The organism is Streptomyces sp. ME02-8801-2C (assembly GCF_033793965.1).
Classification (GTDB): Bacteria; Actinomycetota; Actinomycetes; order Streptomycetales; family Streptomycetaceae; genus Streptomyces.
This window is the reverse complement of the sequence record NZ_JARAXP010000004.1, coordinates 173,267-191,117: the sequence shown is the minus strand read 5'-3', so window position 1 is coordinate 191,117 and position 17,851 is coordinate 173,267. Positions and strand designations below refer to the sequence as shown.

At 68.3% G+C, this 17,851-nt stretch carries 13 protein-coding genes; 1 reads left to right on the top strand and 12 read right to left on the bottom strand.

The genetic code is table 11. From position 1 onward, the window contains the following. The first annotated feature begins 304 nt into the window (after positions 1-304). The gene (locus tag PV396_RS14155; RefSeq protein WP_319204402.1) at positions 305-628 is read left to right on the top strand and encodes a hypothetical protein; all 324 of its coding nucleotides are present in this window, start codon (positions 305-307) and stop codon (positions 626-628) included. Between the two features lie 464 nt (positions 629-1,092). On the opposite strand, the gene PV396_RS14150 is transcribed toward PV396_RS14155, so the two are convergent. The 12 genes from PV396_RS14150 to PV396_RS14095 all read right to left on the bottom strand — a co-directional run bounded on the left by PV396_RS14150 (position 1,093) and on the right by PV396_RS14095 (position 17,802). After that, a complete protein-coding gene (locus tag PV396_RS14150; RefSeq protein ID WP_319204400.1) occupies positions 1,093-1,716 on the bottom strand; it encodes a S1 RNA-binding domain-containing protein in 624 nt (207 codons plus the stop codon). A 411-nt stretch (positions 1,717-2,127) separates the two neighbouring features. Then, positions 2,128-4,080, bottom strand: coding sequence for a TIGR03960 family B12-binding radical SAM protein (locus PV396_RS14145; RefSeq protein WP_319204398.1), 1,953 nt, complete (start codon positions 4,078-4,080; stop codon positions 2,128-2,130). Positions 4,081-4,189: 109 nt separating this feature from the next. Beyond that, positions 4,190-5,710, bottom strand: coding sequence for a CYTH and CHAD domain-containing protein (locus tag PV396_RS14140; RefSeq protein ID WP_319204396.1), 1,521 nt, complete (start codon positions 5,708-5,710; stop codon positions 4,190-4,192). Positions 5,711-5,858: 148 nt separating this feature from the next. Then, positions 5,859-7,058: a rod shape-determining protein RodA gene (gene rodA, locus PV396_RS14135; RefSeq protein ID WP_319204393.1), complete on the bottom strand. Its 1,200-nt coding sequence runs from the start codon at positions 7,056-7,058 to the stop codon at positions 5,859-5,861. Next, positions 7,055-9,313 carry a penicillin-binding protein 2 gene (mrdA, locus tag PV396_RS14130; protein WP_319204391.1) on the bottom strand — a complete coding sequence of 753 codons (2,259 nt, stop codon included), beginning with the start codon at positions 9,311-9,313 and terminating at the stop codon, positions 7,055-7,057. Before mrdA ends, rodA begins: the two co-directional genes overlap by 4 nt. 107 nt (positions 9,314-9,420) lie before the next feature. After that, a complete protein-coding gene (mreD, locus tag PV396_RS14125; RefSeq protein WP_319204389.1) occupies positions 9,421-10,092 on the bottom strand; it encodes a rod shape-determining protein MreD in 672 nt (223 codons plus the stop codon). 14 nt (positions 10,093-10,106) lie between these two features. Then, positions 10,107-11,051 carry a rod shape-determining protein MreC gene (gene mreC, locus PV396_RS14120; protein ID WP_319204387.1) on the bottom strand — a complete coding sequence of 315 codons (945 nt, stop codon included), beginning with the start codon at positions 11,049-11,051 and terminating at the stop codon, positions 10,107-10,109. A gap of 155 nt (positions 11,052-11,206) precedes the next feature. After that, a complete protein-coding gene (locus PV396_RS14115) occupies positions 11,207-12,226 on the bottom strand; it encodes a rod shape-determining protein (RefSeq protein ID WP_053741250.1) in 1,020 nt (339 codons plus the stop codon). A gap of 302 nt (positions 12,227-12,528) precedes the next feature. Next, positions 12,529-12,942 carry a nucleoside-diphosphate kinase gene (gene ndk / locus PV396_RS14110; RefSeq protein WP_319204384.1) on the bottom strand — a complete coding sequence of 138 codons (414 nt, stop codon included), beginning with the start codon at positions 12,940-12,942 and terminating at the stop codon, positions 12,529-12,531. Between the two features lie 220 nt (positions 12,943-13,162). Then, entirely contained in the window at positions 13,163-13,510 is a 348-nt protein-coding gene (locus PV396_RS14105; RefSeq protein ID WP_319204382.1) for a DUF4233 domain-containing protein, read from the bottom strand. Positions 13,511-13,515: 5 nt separating this feature from the next. Further along, positions 13,516-15,003 carry a bifunctional tetrahydrofolate synthase/dihydrofolate synthase gene (gene folC, locus PV396_RS14100; RefSeq protein WP_319204380.1) on the bottom strand — a complete coding sequence of 496 codons (1,488 nt, stop codon included), beginning with the start codon at positions 15,001-15,003 and terminating at the stop codon, positions 13,516-13,518. A gap of 174 nt (positions 15,004-15,177) precedes the next feature. Further along, positions 15,178-17,802: a valine--tRNA ligase gene (locus PV396_RS14095; protein WP_319204378.1), complete on the bottom strand. Its 2,625-nt coding sequence runs from the start codon at positions 17,800-17,802 to the stop codon at positions 15,178-15,180. Positions 17,803-17,851: the final 49 nt, after the last annotated feature.

The following is a 17,851-nucleotide window of genomic DNA, read 5'->3' as shown; positions in this document are numbered from 1 at the left end:
GGCGTTGCGAGGCTATGGATGTTGTTCTCTCTGCGGCTCTCTTCCACTGCACCCCCACTTGTGTAGCTCAGAGCTTCCATCCTGCCTCAGAGAGAGGAGCAACGGTCCCGCGACAGCGTCTGAGCGTCCCTCTGCGTCTCAAAGCCGCTCCTACATCAGAGCAGATACCCAAGAAGTCCCCAGGCAACGGCAGAGGCGTTCTCAGGGCCTCTCGGGCGACCGGCCCCCTGTCGAACTGCGGACACACCAGTTCTCGCACCGGGCCCGAGACAGTGCCCCCGACCGCCCGGCATAAGGTCAGCCGATGACCGAGCACGCCATCTACGGCACGAACGCCCACACGACGAGCGAGTTGGTCCGGCTCGTCAGCGATCTCCTCGAAGTCACCTTCACCGGTCGCGAGAGCGACTACCGGGGTGCCTACGACGTTGCCGACGGTCCCTGCGGCCCCATCGAGATCCAGCCCAACGCCATCCCCGGTGATGACGACCAGGACGACCTCTACGCCCCTGAGCACCCATCCGTCCAGGTGCTCCTACTGACCAGCACTCCCGGCCCAGATTCCGACCTCCATAGACGCCTCAGCTCGATCGAGGGCCTTGCTCACCTCGGCCACGAAGCATCGTGACGGCCACTGATCCACACACGGAGACACCGGAAGCGGTCAGCGGCACGCTCACCCATGGAGATGGACGGTTCGGCGTACCAGCCCAGCGGCGCGCAGCACGAGCCTCCCCTGAACCGCTCACGCACAACGACAGCGTGCTCTGAAGGCTTCTCCGCCCCTCAGACCCACTCCACCTCACAGCGGATGCTCGAAGAGCCCCCAGGCGGCGGCAGCGGCGTCCTGGGGGCATCCCGCACACGCTTCTGCCGCCCCGGAACGCCGAGTGCGCCCAGCACGACTACAGCCTCTTCCTCACTGGCCTCCGCCAGGGCATCGGCGATACGACGCAGCGGCTCACTCACGTCAGCGCCCGTTTCAGCTGGTCGGAGCCGATTTCTTCACCGTCAGCGGCAGCAGCTTCTTCCCGCTGTCGCTCAGTTGTGGCCATGTGTCGAACTGCGGTCGCAGCCCGCACCAGAACAGCCTCAACCCCGTCGGCAGGACAGGGTCAGCCTTCGCCTCTCCACGTCGATTGCCTTGACCACGACCGAGACTTGGTCGTCCACCTGTACGACCTGCTCCGGACTCTCCACCGGCGTCAGTGCGAGCTCGCTCAGGTGGACCAGCCCCACGACATCGTCGGCAACCTGAACAAAGACGCCGAACGGGACCAGCTTGACGACCCGCCCCCGCAGGCTCTGCCCCACCTCGGTCCGGTCAGCGAACGTCGCAAAAGGATCCGGTTGCAAGGCCCGCAGAGACAGCCGCGCCTCTCCGTTCCATGTGTCGAACTGCAGGAACTGGCATGAAACGCGTTGTCCGACTTCAACCACATCCGAAGGATCATCGAACCACCGCCAGGACAACTCGGGAAAGGTGATGAAGCCGACCCCAGGGAAAACCGGGTGTCGCGGCCCGTCGTCCAGGGCGACGAACACGCCGAAGCTTTCGATTGCCGCGACCGTACCGGACAGGATCTCGCCGAGTTGAAGGCCTTTGAGGAACTTCCAGAGTTCCGGATCCTCGGTGGCCGCCGTCGACAGCAAGACCTGGCCCTCGTCCGGATCAACCGCGATCACCTCAGCGGTGATCCGCTGCCCGACCTCCATACTCACAGCTGAACGCCGGCCCCAAGGACCGTCCAACGGCCCCACGACCCCCACAGGATGCGCGGCAAAACCGTCCAGAGCCACCGACACTCCAGACCGGGTGACCTCCACAACCGTCCCGCTGCACGAGTCACCGACCTGGATCGTCGGCAGAAACCTCCGGACGGCCTGATCGGTCGACTTTTCCCCCATGCCGCCCAGGCTCTCACGGCAGCCTCACGCTAGACCCACTCCACCTCGCAACGCACGGTCGTCGAGCCTCCAGGAGGCGGCAAGGGCGTCCTCGGCGCCTCCCGCACGCGCTCCTGTCGCCCACCCCGAGCCCCAAGCGCCCTCAGGACAGCAGCAGCCTCTTCCTCGCTGCCGCCGTCCTCCAGGGCCTCCACGATGCGACGCAACGCCTCACTCACGTCAGTGCACGTGTCCGCTGGTCGGAGCGTCCTTCTTGACCGTCAGCGGCAGCAGCTTCTTCCCGCTGTTACTTACTTGTGGCCAAGTGTCCATCTGCGGACACACCCCACAGTCAAAGCAAGGCGTCCACCGGCAGTCCTCGACCTCTGTCTCGTCGAGGGAGTCCTGCCAGTCCTCCCACAGCCAGTCCTTGTCGAGGCCCGAGTCCAGGTGGTCCCACGGCAGGACCTCCTCGTACGTACGTTCGCGCGTCGTGTACCAGTCGACGTCGACCCCGAAGTCGGGCAGCGTCTTCTCCGCGCAGGCCATCCAGCGGTCGTACGAGAAGTGCTCGCGCCAGCCGTCGAAGCGGCCGCCGTCCTCGTACACCGCGCGGATCACCGCGCCGATACGACGGTCACCGCGTGACAGCAGGCCCTCGACAATGCCGGGCTTGCCGTCGTGGTAGCGGAAGCCGATCGAGCGGCCGTACTTCTTGTCGCCGCGGATCTTGTCCCTGAGCTTCGTCAGTCGCGCGTCCGTCTCCTCGGCGGAGAGCTGCGGGGCCCACTGGAACGGGGTGTGCGGCTTGGGCACGAAGCCGCCGATCGAGACCGTACAGCGGATGTCGTTCTGGCCGGAGACCCTGCGGCCCTCGGCGATCACGTTCATCGCCATGTCGGCGATCTGGAGGACGTCGTCGTCGGTCTCCGTCGGCAGACCGCACATGAAGTACAGCTTCACCTGGCGCCAGCCGTTGCCGTACGCCGTGGAGACGGTCCGGATGAGGTCCTCCTCGGACACCATCTTGTTGATGACCTTGCGCATGCGCTCGCTGCCGCCCTCGGGGGCGAACGTCAGACCGGACCTGCGGCCGTTCCTGGTCAGCTCGTTGGCGAGGTCCACGTTGAAGGCGTCCACACGGGTGGAGGGGAGCGACAGGCCGATCTTGTCCTCGGTGTAGCGGTCCGCCAGGCCCTTCGCGATGTCACCGATCTCCGAGTGGTCGGCCGAGGACAGGGAGAGGAGGCCCACCTCCTCGAAGCCGGTCGCCTTCAGGCCCCGGTCCACCATCTCGCCGATGCCCGTGATGGAGCGTTCTCGGACCGGGCGGGTGATCATGCCCGCCTGACAGAAGCGGCAGCCGCGCGTGCAGCCACGGAAGATCTCGACCGACATGCGCTCGTGGACGGTCTCCGCGAGCGGGACCAGGGGCTGCTTGGGGTAGGGCCACTCGTCGAGGTCCATGACCGTGTGCTTGGACACGCGCCACGGCACACCGGACTTGTTGGGTACGACGCGGGCGATCCGGCCGTCGGCCAGGTACTCCACGTCGTAGAACGCCGGGATGTAGACGCTGCCGGTCTTCGCGAGGCGGAAGAGGACCTCCTCGCGGCCGCCCGGCCGGCCCTCCGCCTTCCAGGCGCGGATGATGTCCGTCATGTCGAGCACGGCCTGCTCGCCGTCGCCGATGATCGCCGCGTCGATGAAGTCCGCGATCGGCTCGGGGTTGAAGGCGGCGTGGCCGCCGGCCAGCACGATCGGGTCGTCGAGGCCCCGGTCCTTGGACTCCAGCGGGATGCCCGCGAGGTCCAGGGCCGTCAGCATGTTGGTGTAGCCCAGCTCGGTGGAGAAGGACAGCCCGAACACGTCGAAGGCCCCGACCGGGCGGTGGCTGTCCACGGTGAACTGCGGGACGCGGTGCTCCCGCATCAGCGCCTCGAGGTCCGGCCACACGCTGTACGTGCGCTCGGCGAGGACGCCCTCGCGCTCGTTCAGCACCTCGTAGAGGATCATGACGCCCTGGTTGGGCAGCCCCACCTCGTACGCGTCCGGGTACATGAGCGCCCAGCGGACGTCGCAGGCGTCCCAGGGCTTGACCGTGGAGTTGAGCTCGCCGCCCACGTACTGGATCGGCTTCTGCACATGCGGCAGCAGGGCTTCGAGCTGCGGGAAAACCGACTCGGCAGACATCGCGGCGTTACCTTCGTGAGCTGACGGGGGATGACCACCAAGCGTAACCCGCCCGGAGGACTCCCCCGCCCGCGTGAAGATCGGCCCGGGCCGGGTGCGAAAGCGGGTGCTACACGTCAATAGAGTCCCTGATCGCCTCCCACTCCTCCGGGAGCGCCGCTTCCACCTGCTCGGCCCGCTGCTCCTCGCGCCCGTACAGCAGGCCGTACGTGAAGGTGTTCTCGCCCGCCGCGTGGGCCACCGCGGACAGCTCGCCCAGGGTGACGCGGACCATGACGCTGTCCTGGTGGTCGCCGAGGAGGCTCTGGAGGGACTTCATCGCCTTGGTGAGGGACTTGGCGGGGCTGCCGAGAGCGGGGTTCGCCGCCTCGGCCGCGTAGCGGGTGCGCTTGGCCTTCTTGCGCGCCTCGTGCAGTCCGAGGTCGCGGTCGGTGCCGGGCGGCTGCTCCATGGCCTCCTCGATCAGCGCGGCCACCTTCGCGAAGTCCTTGCGTACGGCCTTGGCGAGCACCTTCTCCGCCTTCTTCAGCTTCTTCGGCTTCTTCGCCGCCGCCTTGCGCACCGGCGGGTCGGCGACCACGGCGTCCAGGGTGTCAAGGAGCGTCAGATAGCGCGGCGAGTCCAGCACACCTAGCAGTCGGCGGCGCGCCCCTCCGTATTCGGTCTTGGACCAGGTGCCCAGCCGGTCCTGGATCGGGCCGTGGACGAGGGTGGAGGGCAGGTCGTCGAGGACCGTGTCCAGCCGCTCGGCCAGTACCTCCTGGTCGCGTCCCACACCCAGCTCGCCGGCGAGCCATTTCAGCTCGTCGCCGATCGGGTCGGTGACCTTCCGGTCGATGATCTTGGGGAAGGACTTGAAGGTGCTGCGCAGCCTGCGGGTGGCGACCCGCATGTCGTGCACGGACTCCTCGGCGTCCTGGCGCACGGCGGGGTCGAGGTCGACGATCGCGTCCCGCTGGGCGCGGACGTAGGCGAGGACGTGGTCGCCGGCGGTGACGGGCTCCGCAGGTTCGTCCTTGGGGCGTGGGTGTGCGCCCTTGGTCTCCGCCAGCGCCCGGGCCAGCTTCGACGCGGATTTCGAGGGCCGTACGTTCGCCTTGCGGAGGCGCTTTTCCACCTTGTCCAGGATGCGCTGGTCCTCGCCGTCGGCGAGCTCCACCTCGATCTCGGTCCACTGGGCGGTGCCCTCGCCGCCGAACAGCCGCTCCGCCCGTACGGTGTCCACGCCGACCTCGGCGAGTTGCCTGCCGTCGGCGTCGACGAGGTCGCACAGGTCCCGGTCGGAGCGCAGCCGGACGACGGGGACGAGCTGCCCCTCGCGGACCCGGGCGCGCACCAGGGCCGCCAGTTCGCCGGGGACGGTGTCGGAGAGCGGTGCCTGGATCTCGTCCCGGACGCCGGGGCCGACGGGGAGTTTCAGATGCCAGCCGGCGTCGTGGCCGCCCGTGCGGCGGCGCAGGGTGATCGAGGCCGCGGCCAGCCGTAGGTCCGAGGTGTCGTAGTAGGTCGCGTCGAGTTCGGCCGTGCCCTTGTCGACGATGCCGGCGACCCCGGCGACGCCGGTCAGGTCGGGCAGCCCGCTGTCGTCGGATTCATATTTCCGCTCGATTTCCCGCTTTGTGTCCGCCATGAATCGAATCTAGTCACGATCAGCCTCCGACGGCAGCCCCACGCCCCCATAGGGGCGTGGGGCTGCCGTTAGGGGCGCGGGGAACTGCGCGACAAGCCCCCACGGCGCCGCACCAAACCCACAACCTCACCGCCCCTTCAGCGGAGCGCTACGCCGACAACGGCCGCTCCACCCTGATCGACTGCAACAGCCCCACCGCCACCCACACAGCGAACATCGACGATCCTCCGTACGACACGAAGGGCAGTGGCAGACCGGCGACCGGCATGATCCCCAGGGTCATCCCGATGTTCTCGAACGACTGGAAGGCGAACCACGCGATGATCCCGGCGGCGACGATCGTGCCGTACAGCTCGGTCGTCTCGCGGGCGATGCGGCAGGCGCGCCACAGCACCACGCCCAGGAGCACGATGATCAGGCCCGCGCCGACGAAGCCGAGCTCCTCCCCCGCGACCGTGAAGACGAAGTCGGTCTGCTGCTCGGGGACGAACTGACCGGTGGTCTGCGAGCCGTGGAACAGGCCGGTGCCGGTGAGGCCGCCGGAGCCGATCGCGATGCGCGCCTGGTTGGTGTTGTAGCCGACGCCTGCGGGGTCCAGTTCGGGGTTGGCGAAGGCGGCGAAGCGGTTGATCTGGTACTCGTCGAGGACGCCGAGCTGCCAGATCAGGACCGCGCCCAGGACGCCCGTGCCGAGCAGGCCGAAGACCCAGCGGTTGGAGGCGCCGGAGGCGAGCAGCACGCCGAGCACGATGATGACCATGACCATGACCGACCCGAGGTCGGGCATCAGCATGACGATCATCATCGGCACGGTGGCCAGGCCCAGTGCCTGGAGGACCGTGCGGTGGTCGGGGTAGGGCTTGTCGCCCGCGTCGACCCGGGCTGCCAGGAGCATGGCCATGCCCAGGATGATCGTGATCTTCACGAACTCCGAGGGCTGGAGCGAGAAGCCGCCGCCGAGCACGATCCACGCGTGGGCGCCGTTGACGGTCGCGCCGAGCGGGGTCAGCACCATGAGGATCAGGAGGACCGAGAGGCCGTACAGGATCGGTACCGCGTTGCGCAGGTTGCGGTGGCCGAGCCAGACCGTGCCGATCATCAGACAGAACCCGATGCCGGTGTTCATGAGGTGGCGGATCAGGAAGTAGTACTGGTCGCCCTGGTTGATCTCGGTGCGGTTGCGGGTCGCCGAGTAGACCAGGATCGCGCCCATGAAGGACAGCGCGAGCGCGGACAGCAGTATCGGCCAGTCCAGCCTGCGGGCCAGCGAGTCGCGGGCCAGCAGCCGGGACAGGGACGAGCGTTCGGGGCCGTAGCCGGAGACGGAGAAGGTGTTCGCGCCGGTCATGTCGTTGTCCTTTGCGTACTCCGCGTACCGCGTCCGCTCCGCCCGCGCCTGCGGTGTGCCCTGTTGGTGCCCGTGCGTTCCGTCGCGACCGTGGCCGGCGGGAGCTGGCCGGCCGCGAGGGCGAGCGTCTGGTCGGTGGCCTCGACCGGCGGCACGTACGGCTTGATCTTCGGCGCGTCGATGGAGCCGTCCGCCTCGATCTTCGGCAGGCCCTTCTGCGGGGTGGGCAGCAGCGCCTTCCGGCTGTCGATCTTGCCGTCCGGGGAGACGCCGTACAGAGCCTCGTATATTTTGCGGACCGCCGGGCCGGAGGCTCCGGAGCCCGTACCACCCTGGGAGATCGTCATGACGATCGTGTAGTCCTTGGTGTACGTCGCGAACCACGAGGTGGTCTGCTTGCCGTAGACCTCGGCCGTACCCGTCTTGGCGTGCATCGGGATCTCGTTCTGCGGCCAGCCGATGAACCGCCAGGCCGCCGACCCGCGGGTGACGACTCCCTCGAAGGCATCGTTCATGTCCTTCAGGGTCGCCGGGGTGACCGGTAGCTTGCCGTGCGACTTGGGCGCGATGGCCTGCACGGACTTGCCGTCGGGGCTGACGATGGCCTTGCCGACGGTCGGGTCGTACAGGGTGCCGCCGTTGGAGATCGCCGAGTAGATCGTCGCCATCTGTATCGGCGTGACGAGGATGTCGCCCTGTCCGATCGAGTAGTTGACGGAGTCACCGGCGCGCATCAGGTTGCCTTCGAGGCAGTTCTCGTACGCGATCTGCTCGGCGTACGTGCCGCCCTTCTTGCCGTACTTGCACCAGGAGGCCTTGTTGGCCTTCCAGTAGTCCTGCTTCCACTTGCGGTCGGGGACGCGGCCGGAGACCTCGTTGGGCAGGTCGATGCCGGTCACGGCGCCGAGGCCGAACTTGTGGGCGGTGGTGTAGAACCAGTTCTTCGCGTTCTTCTTCGGCTTCAGGCCGCCGTCCTTGGCCCATTCCTGGTGGGCGAGCCGGTAGAAGACGGTGTCGCAGGAGACCTCGATGGCGCGTCCGAGACTGATCGGGCCGTACCCCTTGGACTCGTAGTTCTTGAAGACCTGGCCGCCGATCGAGTACGAGCTGGAGCAGTCGTAGTTCCCGTCGAAGGGGTAGCCGGCGTCGACGGCGGCCGCGGTGGAGATGGCCTTGAAGATGGAGCCCGGGGCCGCCTGGCCCTGGATCGCCCGGTTGAGCAGCGGGTAGTTGGAGTTCTTGCCGGTCAGCTTGGCGTAGTCCTTGGCGGAGATGCCGCCGACCCAGGCGTTCGGGTCGTACGTCGGGTTGGACGCCATGGCGACGACCCGGCCCGTCTTGGCCTCCATGACGACGACCGCGCCGGCGTCGGCCTTGTAGTTCTCGCCGGTGTTGTCGTCGAACCCCTTGCGGGCTTCCTTCATCGCGTCGTTCAGCTCGTACTCGGCGACCCGCTGAACGCGGGCGTCGATGCTGGTGACGAGGTTGGAGCCGGACTGGGCGGGGTCCGCCTCGGCGGTGCCGATGACGCGGCCGAGGTTGTCGACCTCGTAGCGGGTGACGCCGGCCTTGCCGCGCAACTCCTTGTCGTACTCACGCTCGAGACCCGAGCGGCCGACCTGGTCGGAGCGGAGGTAGGGCGAGTCGGTGTCCTGCGCCTTGGTGATCTCCTCGTCGGTGACCGGGGAGAGGTAGCCGAGGACCTGGGCGGTGTTGGAGCCGCCGGGGCCCGCATAGCGGCGCACGGCCTCGGGCTCGGCGGTGATACCGGGGAAGTCCTCGGAGCGCTCGCGGATCTGGAGGGCCTGACGGGGGGTGGCCTCGTCGGTGATGGGGATCGGCTGGTACGGCGACCCGTTCCAGCAGGGCTGTGGCGTCTTGGCGTCGCACAGCCGGACCTTGTCCTTGACGTCCTTGGGTTTCATGCCGAGGACTCCGGCGAGCTTGGTGAGGACGGCGGAGCCGTCGTCCTTCATCTTCAGCAGCTCGGTCCGGGAGGCGGAGACGACAAGGCGGGTCTCGTTGTCCGCGATCGGCACCCCGCGCGCGTCGAGGATCGACCCGCGTACGGCGGGCTGCACGACCTGCTGCACATGGTTGCCGGACGCCTCCTTGGCGTAGGCGTCCCCCTCACGGATCTGGAGGTACCACAGGCGGCCGCCGAGGGTGCCGAGGAGGGAGAGGACGAGGATCTGGATGACGACGAGACGGATCTGGACGCGTGGCGTCCGGCCGGTCTCGGGAATGTTGGTCACTGGTGCTGCCTCCGCCTCTCAGTGCGCGTGCGGAACACGGACGTACGAGGCATACGAGTACACGAGCAAGCTGTGGGCGTGGGTGTCGGGGTTCGACTGACGGACGGTCACAGGCGCTTGACCCCCTTGATACGGCCGGCGCGGGCGGCCTTGGAGCGGGCCGCCTTCACCTTCAGGCCGCCGCGCTGGCTGCCGATGCGCAGGCCGGTGCCGGAGGAGAGCCAGCCCGAGGAGATGTCGGTCTTCTTGGCCGCGGAGTTGGCCTCCGCCAGCGGGTCGTTCTCCGCTCTGCGGGCCAGGAACATGATGCCGGGGACGACGAAGGGCGCGAGCAGCAGGTCGTACAGCGCGGCTGTGAACAGCAGGCTGCTGAGGCCGACATGGCGGGCGGCGGTGTCGCCGACGAGGGCGCCGACACCGGCGTACAGCAGGGTCGTGCCGACCGCGGCGGCGACCACGACGGCCATCGGGCCCGTGGCCGACTTGAGCCGGCCGTTCTCGGGTTTCACCAGGCCCGCCAGATAGCCGACGACACACAGCACGAGGGCGTAGCGGCCGGCCGCGTGGTCGGCGGGCGGGGCGAGGTCGGCGAGGAGTCCGGCGCCGAAGCCGACGAGGGCGCCGCCGACATGGCCGTACACCAGGGCCAGGCCGAGGACGGTCAGCAGCAGCAGGTCGGGGACGGCGCCCGGGAGGTGGAGGCGGGCGAGGACGCTCACCTGGATCACCATGGCGACGACGACCAGGGTGGTGGACAGGAGCATCCGGTTGAAACGCATGGGGAGTTCAGCTCCTACTGCTCTTGCTGGTACTGGCCGTCGGCCGCCGACGGGGACGGTGTCACCGTCACGGTGACCGTGGGCGTGGGCGTCGGCCTCGGCTTGGCCGGCAGGACGGTGTCGCGGGGGTCGGCGCGCGGGGCCTCGACGACGACACCGACGATGTCGAGCTTGGTGAAGCCGACGAACGGCGTGACATAGATCGTGCGTGTCAGATCGCCGCCCGAGGGATCGACCCGGGACACGAACCCGACGGGTACGCCGGGCACGAACGGCTTGTCGGCCTGCGAGCCGAAGGTGACGAGCCGGTCGCCCTTCTGGACCTTAACCTTGCCGTTGAGGAGCTGGACACGCAGCGGCCGGTCGCCCTGCCCGGAGGCGAAGCCGAGTTCGTCGCTGCCCTCCATCCGGGTGCCGACGGTGAAGTCCGGGTCGTTGGCGAGCAGTACGGTCGAGGTGCCGGGGCCGACGGTGGTGACGCGGCCGACGAGTCCGTCCCCGTTCAGGACGGTCATGTCGCGCTTGACGCCGTCGTTGGCGCCGATGTCGATGGTGACCGTCCAGGAGAAGCCCTGGGCCGCTCCTATGGCGATGACCTCGGCGCCCTTGATGCCGTACTGTCCGGCGCCCGCCGTCTTCAGCATCTTGTCGAGCTGGCCGAGGCGGCTGCGGTTGCGGTCGTCGCTGCCGAGACGGGCCTTGAGCGCCGCGTTCTCCTTCTCCAGCGTGGCGAGCCGGTCGTGCCGGTCACCGGAGTCGCGTACGGCGGAGACGGCGTCGCCGACCGGGTCGACCACGGTGGCCACCCCGTCCTCGACCGGTCCGAAGACGGCGGCCGCGGCCTGCCGGGCACCGTCGACCGGTGAGTCCTCCCCGCCTCGGATGTCCACGGTGATCAGCGCGAACGCGATCGCGATCAGCAGCACCAGGAGCAGCCGGCTCTCTCGTGTGTCCCTCACGTGCGGCGGCGTGCCTTCCTCAATAGAGTTTTTTCGGGGCGAATTCGGGGCGAAAGGTTAATGAAAAAGGGGTCTTTGGGGGAGCTTATGCCTCTATATCAACGATCCGCCGTACGAGAGGAGATCATCTCGTACGGCGGAATCGAAGAGTTACGTCATCTGCGCGGCTGGGCGTCCAGCACCTGCTGGAGCGCCTCGAACTCCTCCACACACTTGCCGGAGCCGAGCGCCACGCTGTCCAGCGGATCCTCGGCGATGTGGATGGGCATGCCGGTCTCACGGCGCAGGCGTTCGTCGAGCCCGCGGAGCAGGGCTCCGCCGCCGGTCAGAACGATTCCGCGGTCCATGATGTCGCCGGACAGCTCGGGCGGGCACTTGTCGAGGGTGGTCTTCACGGCGTCGACGATCGCGTTGACGGGTTCCTCGATCGCCTTGCGTACTTCGGCCGCGGAGATCACGACGGTCTTGGGCAGGCCGGAGACCAGGTCCCGGCCGCGGATTTCGGTGTGTTCGTCGTTGTCGAGGTCGTACGCCGAACCGATCGTGATCTTGATCTGTTCGGCAGTCCGCTCACCCAGCAGAAGCGAGTACTCCTTCTTGATGTGCTGGATGATCGAGCTGTCCAGTTCGTCACCCGCGACGCGGATGGACTGGGCGGTGACGATGCCGCCGAGGGAGATGACCGCGACCTCCGTGGTGCCGCCGCCGATGTCCACCACCATGTTGCCCGTGGCCTCGTGGACCGGCAGGCCGGAGCCGATGGCCGCGGCCATCGGCTCCTCGATGATGTGCACCTGGCGCGCGCCGGCCTGGGACGAGGCCTCGATGACGGCGCGGCGCTCGACGCCCGTGATGCCCGAGGGCACACAGACGACGACACGGGGACGGGCGAGATACCGCCGCTTGTGGATCTTCAGAATGAAGTAGCGGAGCATCCGCTCGGTGATCTCGAAGTCGGCGATGACGCCGTCCTTGAGCGGGCGCACGGCAACGATGTTGCCGGGCGTCCGACCGATCATCTTCTTCGCTTCCGATCCGACCGCGAGAATGCCACCGGTATTGGTGTTGATCGCGACGACGGACGGCTCGTTGAGTACGATCCCGCGACCCCTGACGTACACCAGCGTGTTGGCGGTCCCGAGGTCGACAGCCATGTCACGGCCGATGAACGACATTGAGTTCCCCATCAGGATTCGTCTGGCCTTCCCAAGTGAAGCGTGTGATGGCTCTGTTTTGGGGCGGCGAAGTGGGTGCGATGGCGTACAGGCTTGCCAGGCTTACATCGTAGTCGCGCCTGCACGGACACCACGCGAGGGTCTTCGCCATTGTCAGCATGCGATGCGTCGTCCCGCTTCTGGAGACGAGCGTTCGGGGGTAGGCGTTCCCCCGATCGGCGCGCATATGCCACAGGACGGCCGGTTTTCGGCGGCCGTCCCAGGTCAGCATCAAAGCGAGGTGACGATCCCTCAGAAACGATCTAGCCGCGTCCGGGGAAGAAGATCTTCAGCTCGCGCTCGGCTGACTCCTCGGAGTCCGAGGCGTGGATGAGGTTCTCGCGGACGATCACGCCGTAGTCCCCGCGGATGGAACCGGGCGCGGCGGCGATCGGGTCGGTGGGACCGGCGAGCGCGCGCACACCCTCGATGACCCGCTCCCCCTCGACGACGAGCGCGACGACGGGGCCGGAGGCCATGAACTCGACGAGGGGCTCGTAGAACGGGCGGCCCACGTGCTCCTGGTAGTGCTGCTCAAGGATGGGGCGGTCCAGGGTCCGCAGCTCCAGCGCCGTAATCCGCCAATCGGCCTTGCGCTCGATACGGCCGATGATCTCGCCGACCAGTGAGCGGCGGACAGCGTCCGGCTTCAGGAGGACGAGGGTGCGCTGGGTCATGGTGTGCGGCTCCTTGCAGGCCAAAGTTTTGCGATGTGGCTGAGGCTACCGGGTGTGACTGAGTGGGCGGCACCCGGACCGCTCCGGACGAAACCCCGCGCAGGCGGGGACCACGATCAGCAATACGCTGAGCACAAGGGAAAGCCGGGACCACCCCCGCGTCGGCGGGGAAGGGCCGGGCACCGCGTCATCAGTAAAGCACCCGGCACTGACCATGCCTCTACCGTGCCGCAGCCTCCGCCTGCTCAGCGAACCTCGCCTTCGCCTCGTCGATCTTCCGCCCGTAGTGCACGGACGCCCACCACAGGGCGGCGAACATCGCGCCCATGAAGAACATGGTCGGGACGATGAAGCCGGAGGCGATCAGCGCGATCTGCAGGGCCCAGCCGAGCTGCACCCCGCCGGGCCGGGTGATCACGCCGCAGAGCAGCACGCACAGGGCCATGGCGATACCGGTGACCGTCCAGACCGTACTCACGGTCAGGTCCGGGTCCTTCATGGCGACCAAGCCCGCGAAACCCACGACGAACACCTCGCCGATCAGGGTCGATGCACAGAGCGTACGCACGGAAGTCAGCCCCTCCCCAGGAGCAGTCGGGCCTCGCCGACGGTGATGACGGAGCCGGTGACGAGGACCCCGCCGCCCGAGTACTCCCCGTCCTCCTCGGCGAGGGTGATGGCGGCCTCCAGCGCGTCGTCGAGGCGCGGTTCGACCTGGACGCGGTCGTCGCCGAAGATCTCGACGGCGATGGCGGCGAGTTCGTCGGCGTTCATCGCGCGGTGGCTGGAGTTCTGGGTGATCACGACCTCGGCGAAGATCGGTTCGAAGGCCTCGAGGAGCCCGCGTACGTTCTTGTCGCCGCTCGCCCCGACCACACCGATGAGCCGGCTGAAGTCGAACGCCTCCCCCACCGCCTCGGCCGTGGCCCGTGCGCCCGCCGGGTTGTGCGCGGCGTCCAGCACGACGGTCGGAGAGCGGCGTACGACCTCCAGCCGCCCCGGGGACGTCACCGAGGCGAACGCCTTGCGGACGGTGTCGACGTCGAGGGGCTCGGGCCGCTGGGTGCCGACGCCGAAGAACGCCTCGACGGCGGCGAGGGCGACGGCGGCGTTGTGGGCCTGGTAGCCGCCGTGCAGGGGCAGGAAGACCTCCTCGTACTCCCCGCCGAGCCCGCGCAGCGTCAGCACCTGCCCGCCGACGGCGACCTGCCTGCTCACGACGCCGAACTCGAGGCCCTCCCGGGCCACCGTGGCGTCCACCTCGACGGCCTTCTTCAGCAGCACCTGGGCCGCGTCGACGGGCTGCTGGGCGAGGATGACGGTCGCGTCCTGCTTGATGATCCCGCCCTTCTCGACGGCGATCTCACCGGGCGTCTCGCCGAGCCGGTCGGTGTGGTCGAGGTCGATGGGCGTCACGACGGCCACATCGGCGTCGATCACGTTGGTGGCGTCCCAGGTGCCGCCCATCCCGACCTCGACGACGGCCACATCGACCGGGGCGTCCGCGAAGGCCGCGTACGCCATGGCGGTGAGCACCTCGAAGAAGGAGAGCCGGTACTCCTGCTGGGCGTCGACCATCTCGACGTACGCCTTGATGTCGTCGTATGTCTCGACGAACCGCTCGGCGGGGATGGGCGCCCCGTCGAGGCTGATCCGCTCGGTGATCGACTGGACGTGCGGCGAGGTGTACCGGCCGGTGCGCAGGTCGAAGGCGCCGAGGAGCGCCTCGATCATGCGGGCGGTGGAGGTCTTGCCGTTGGTGCCGGTGATGTGGATCGAGGGGTACGCGCGCTGCGGTTCCCCCAGCACGTCCATCAGCGCGGCGATACGGCTGACGGACGGGTCGAGCTTGGTCTCGCCCCAGCGGGTGGCGAGATCGGCCTCGACCGCGCGCAGCGCCTTGGCGACCTCGGGGTCGGCCGGGCGCCCGGGGACGTCTGTCTGCGGCGCGCCGCCGGCCTGCGTCCGCAGGGTGCGGCTGCCGGCCTCGATGACCGCGAGGTCGGGGTCTCGGTCGGTCTCGGCGTCGATGATCTCGTCGAAGGGGTCGGTGTCGCTCACGGGGGTCAGTCTACGGACGGGCACTGACAGAGTGCCTACGGAGTGGGGTGGAGAGGTTTGTTCGGCGGGTGCGGGTGGGTGGGGGCTGGTCGCGCAGTTCCCCGCGCCCCTATAGGGCGCGACAGGCCCCCGGGGATCGAAGTCCCCGGGGGCCTGTCGCGCTCATACGACCGGTTACGCCTGCGGTAGGCCGTTCAGTTGGGACTGGATTCGGGTGATGTCCTCTTCCGCCTTGGTGAGGCGGGTCTTGATCTTGTCCACGACGTTGTCCGGGGCCTTGGCCAGGAACGCCTCGTTGGCGAGTTTGGCCTCTGCCTGGGCCTTTTCCTTCTCGGCGGCGGCGAGGTCCTTCGCGAGGCGCTTGCGCTCCGCCGCGACGTCGATCGTGCCGGAGAGGTCGAGGGCGACCGTGGCGCCGGCGACCGGGAGGGTCGCGGTGGCGCTGAAGCCGTCCTCCTCCGGCTGGAGGCGGAGCAGCTGGCGGATGGCCGCCTCGTGGGCGGCGAGCGCGGTGCCGTCGAGGGTGAGGCGGGCGGGGACCTTCTGGCCGTCCTTGAGGCCCTGGTCCTTGCGGAACCGGCGGACCTCGGTGACGACCTGCTGGACCAGCTCGATCTCCTTCTCGGCGGCGTCGTCGCGGAAGCCGCTGTCCTTGGGCCAGTCGGCGGTGACGAGGGTCTCGCCGCCCGTCAGCGTCGTCCAGAGGGTCTCGGTGACGAACGGGACGACCGGGTGCAGGACGCGCAGCATCACGTCGAGGACCTCGCCGAGGACGCGGCCGGAGACCTTCGCCTGCTCGCCGCCCGCGAAGAACGTGGTCTTCGACAGTTCGACGTACCAGTCGAAGACCTCGTCCCACGCGAAGTGGTAGAGGGACTCGCTGAGCTTGGCGAACTGGTAGTCGTCGTAGAACGCGTCGATCTCGGCGACGGTCTTGTTGAGGCGCGAGAGGATCCAGCGGTCCGTCGCCGACAGGCGTTCCACGGGCGGGAGTTCGCCCTCGACGGTGGCGCCGTTCATCAGGGCGAAGCGGGTGGCGTTCCAGATCTTGTTGGTGAAGTTGCGGGACGCCTGGACCCAGTCCTCGCCGATCGGGACGTCCGCGCCCGGGTTGGCGCCCTTGGCCAGGGTGAAGCGGACGGCGTCCGAGCCGTACCGGTCCATCCAGTCGAGGGGGTCGACCGCGTTGGGGTTGGACTTCGACATCTTCTTGCCGAACTCGTCGCGGACGAGGCCGGTCAACGCGATGGTGTGGAAGGGGACTTCGCCGTCCATCGCGTACAGGCCGAACATCATCATCCGGGCGACCCAGAAGAAGATGATGTCGTGGCCGGTGAGCAGGACGTCGGTCTTGTAGAACTTCTCGAGGTCCGGGGTCTGTTCGGGCCAGCCGAGCGTGGAGAACGGCCACAGGCCGGAGGAGAACCAGGTGTCGAGGACGTCCTCGTCCTGCGTCCAGCCCTCGCCGGTCGGTGTCTCGTCGTCCGGTCCGACGCAGACGACCTGGCCCTCGGGGCCGTACCAGACCGGGATGCGGTGGCCCCACCACAGCTGGCGCGAGATGCACCAGTCGTGCATGTTGTCGACCCAGTCGAAGTAGCGCTTCGACATGTCCTGCGGGTGGATCTTGACGCGACCGTCGCGGACCGCGTCACCGGCGGCCTGGGCGAGCGGCTCGACCTTGACCCACCACTGCATGGACAGCCGGGGCTCGACGGTCGTCTTGCAGCGCGAGCAGTGGCCGACGGAGTGGACGTACGGGCGCTTCTCGGCGACGATCCGGCCCTGCTCGCGCAGTGCGTTGACGATCGTGGAGCGGGCCTCGAAGCGGTCCAGGCCCTGGAAGGGGCCGTGGACGGTGATGACGCCACGCTCGTCCATGACGGTCATCGACTCCAGGCCGTGGCGCTGGCCGATGGCGAAGTCGTTGGGGTCGTGGGCCGGGGTGACCTTGACCGCGCCGGTGCCGAACTCGGGGTCGACGTGGGTGTCCGCGACGACCGGGATGGTGCGGTTGGTCAGGGGCAGCTTGATCTGCTTGCCGACGAGATGCGCGTACCGCTCGTCGTCCGGGTGGACCGCGACGGCGGTGTCACCGAGCATCGTCTCGGCGCGGGTCGTCGCGACGACGAGGGTGTCCTCGCCCTCGCCGTACTTGATGGAGACGAGCTCACCGTCGTCGTCCTGGTAGTCGACCTCGATGTCCGAGATGGCCGTCAGACAGCGGGGACACCAGTTGATGATGCGCTCGGCGCGGTAGATCAGCTCGTCGTCGTAGAGGCGCTTGAAGATCGTCTGGACGGCCTTGGACAGCCCCTCGTCCATGGTGAACCGCTCGCGGCTCCAGTCGACGCCGTCGCCGAGGCGACGCATCTGGCCCAGGATCCGGCCGCCGTACTCCTCCTTCCACTGCCAGACACGCTCGACGAACTCCTCGCGGCCCAGGTCGTGGCGGGACTTGCCCTCCTCGGCGAGCTGCTGCTCGACCTTGTTCTGGGTGGCGATGCCGGCGTGGTCCATGCCGGGGAGCCAGAGCGACTCGTAGCCCTGCATGCGCTTGCGGCGGGTGAGGGCGTCCATGAGCGTGTGCTGGAAGGCGTGGCCCAGGTGGAGCGAGCCCGTGACGTTCGGCGGCGGGATGACGATCGTGTACGCCGGCTTCTCGCTCTTCGCGTCGGCGGCGAAGTAACCCCGTTCTACCCAGCGCTCGTACAGCTTCCCCTCTACCTCGGCCGGCGCGTACTGGGTCGGCAGTTCGGTGATGGGCGCTGTGGGCTGCTGCTGAGCGTTCTCGGTCACCCGGTCAGTTTAGAGGCGTCACCACCATGTCCCGAAACACGATTCTTTC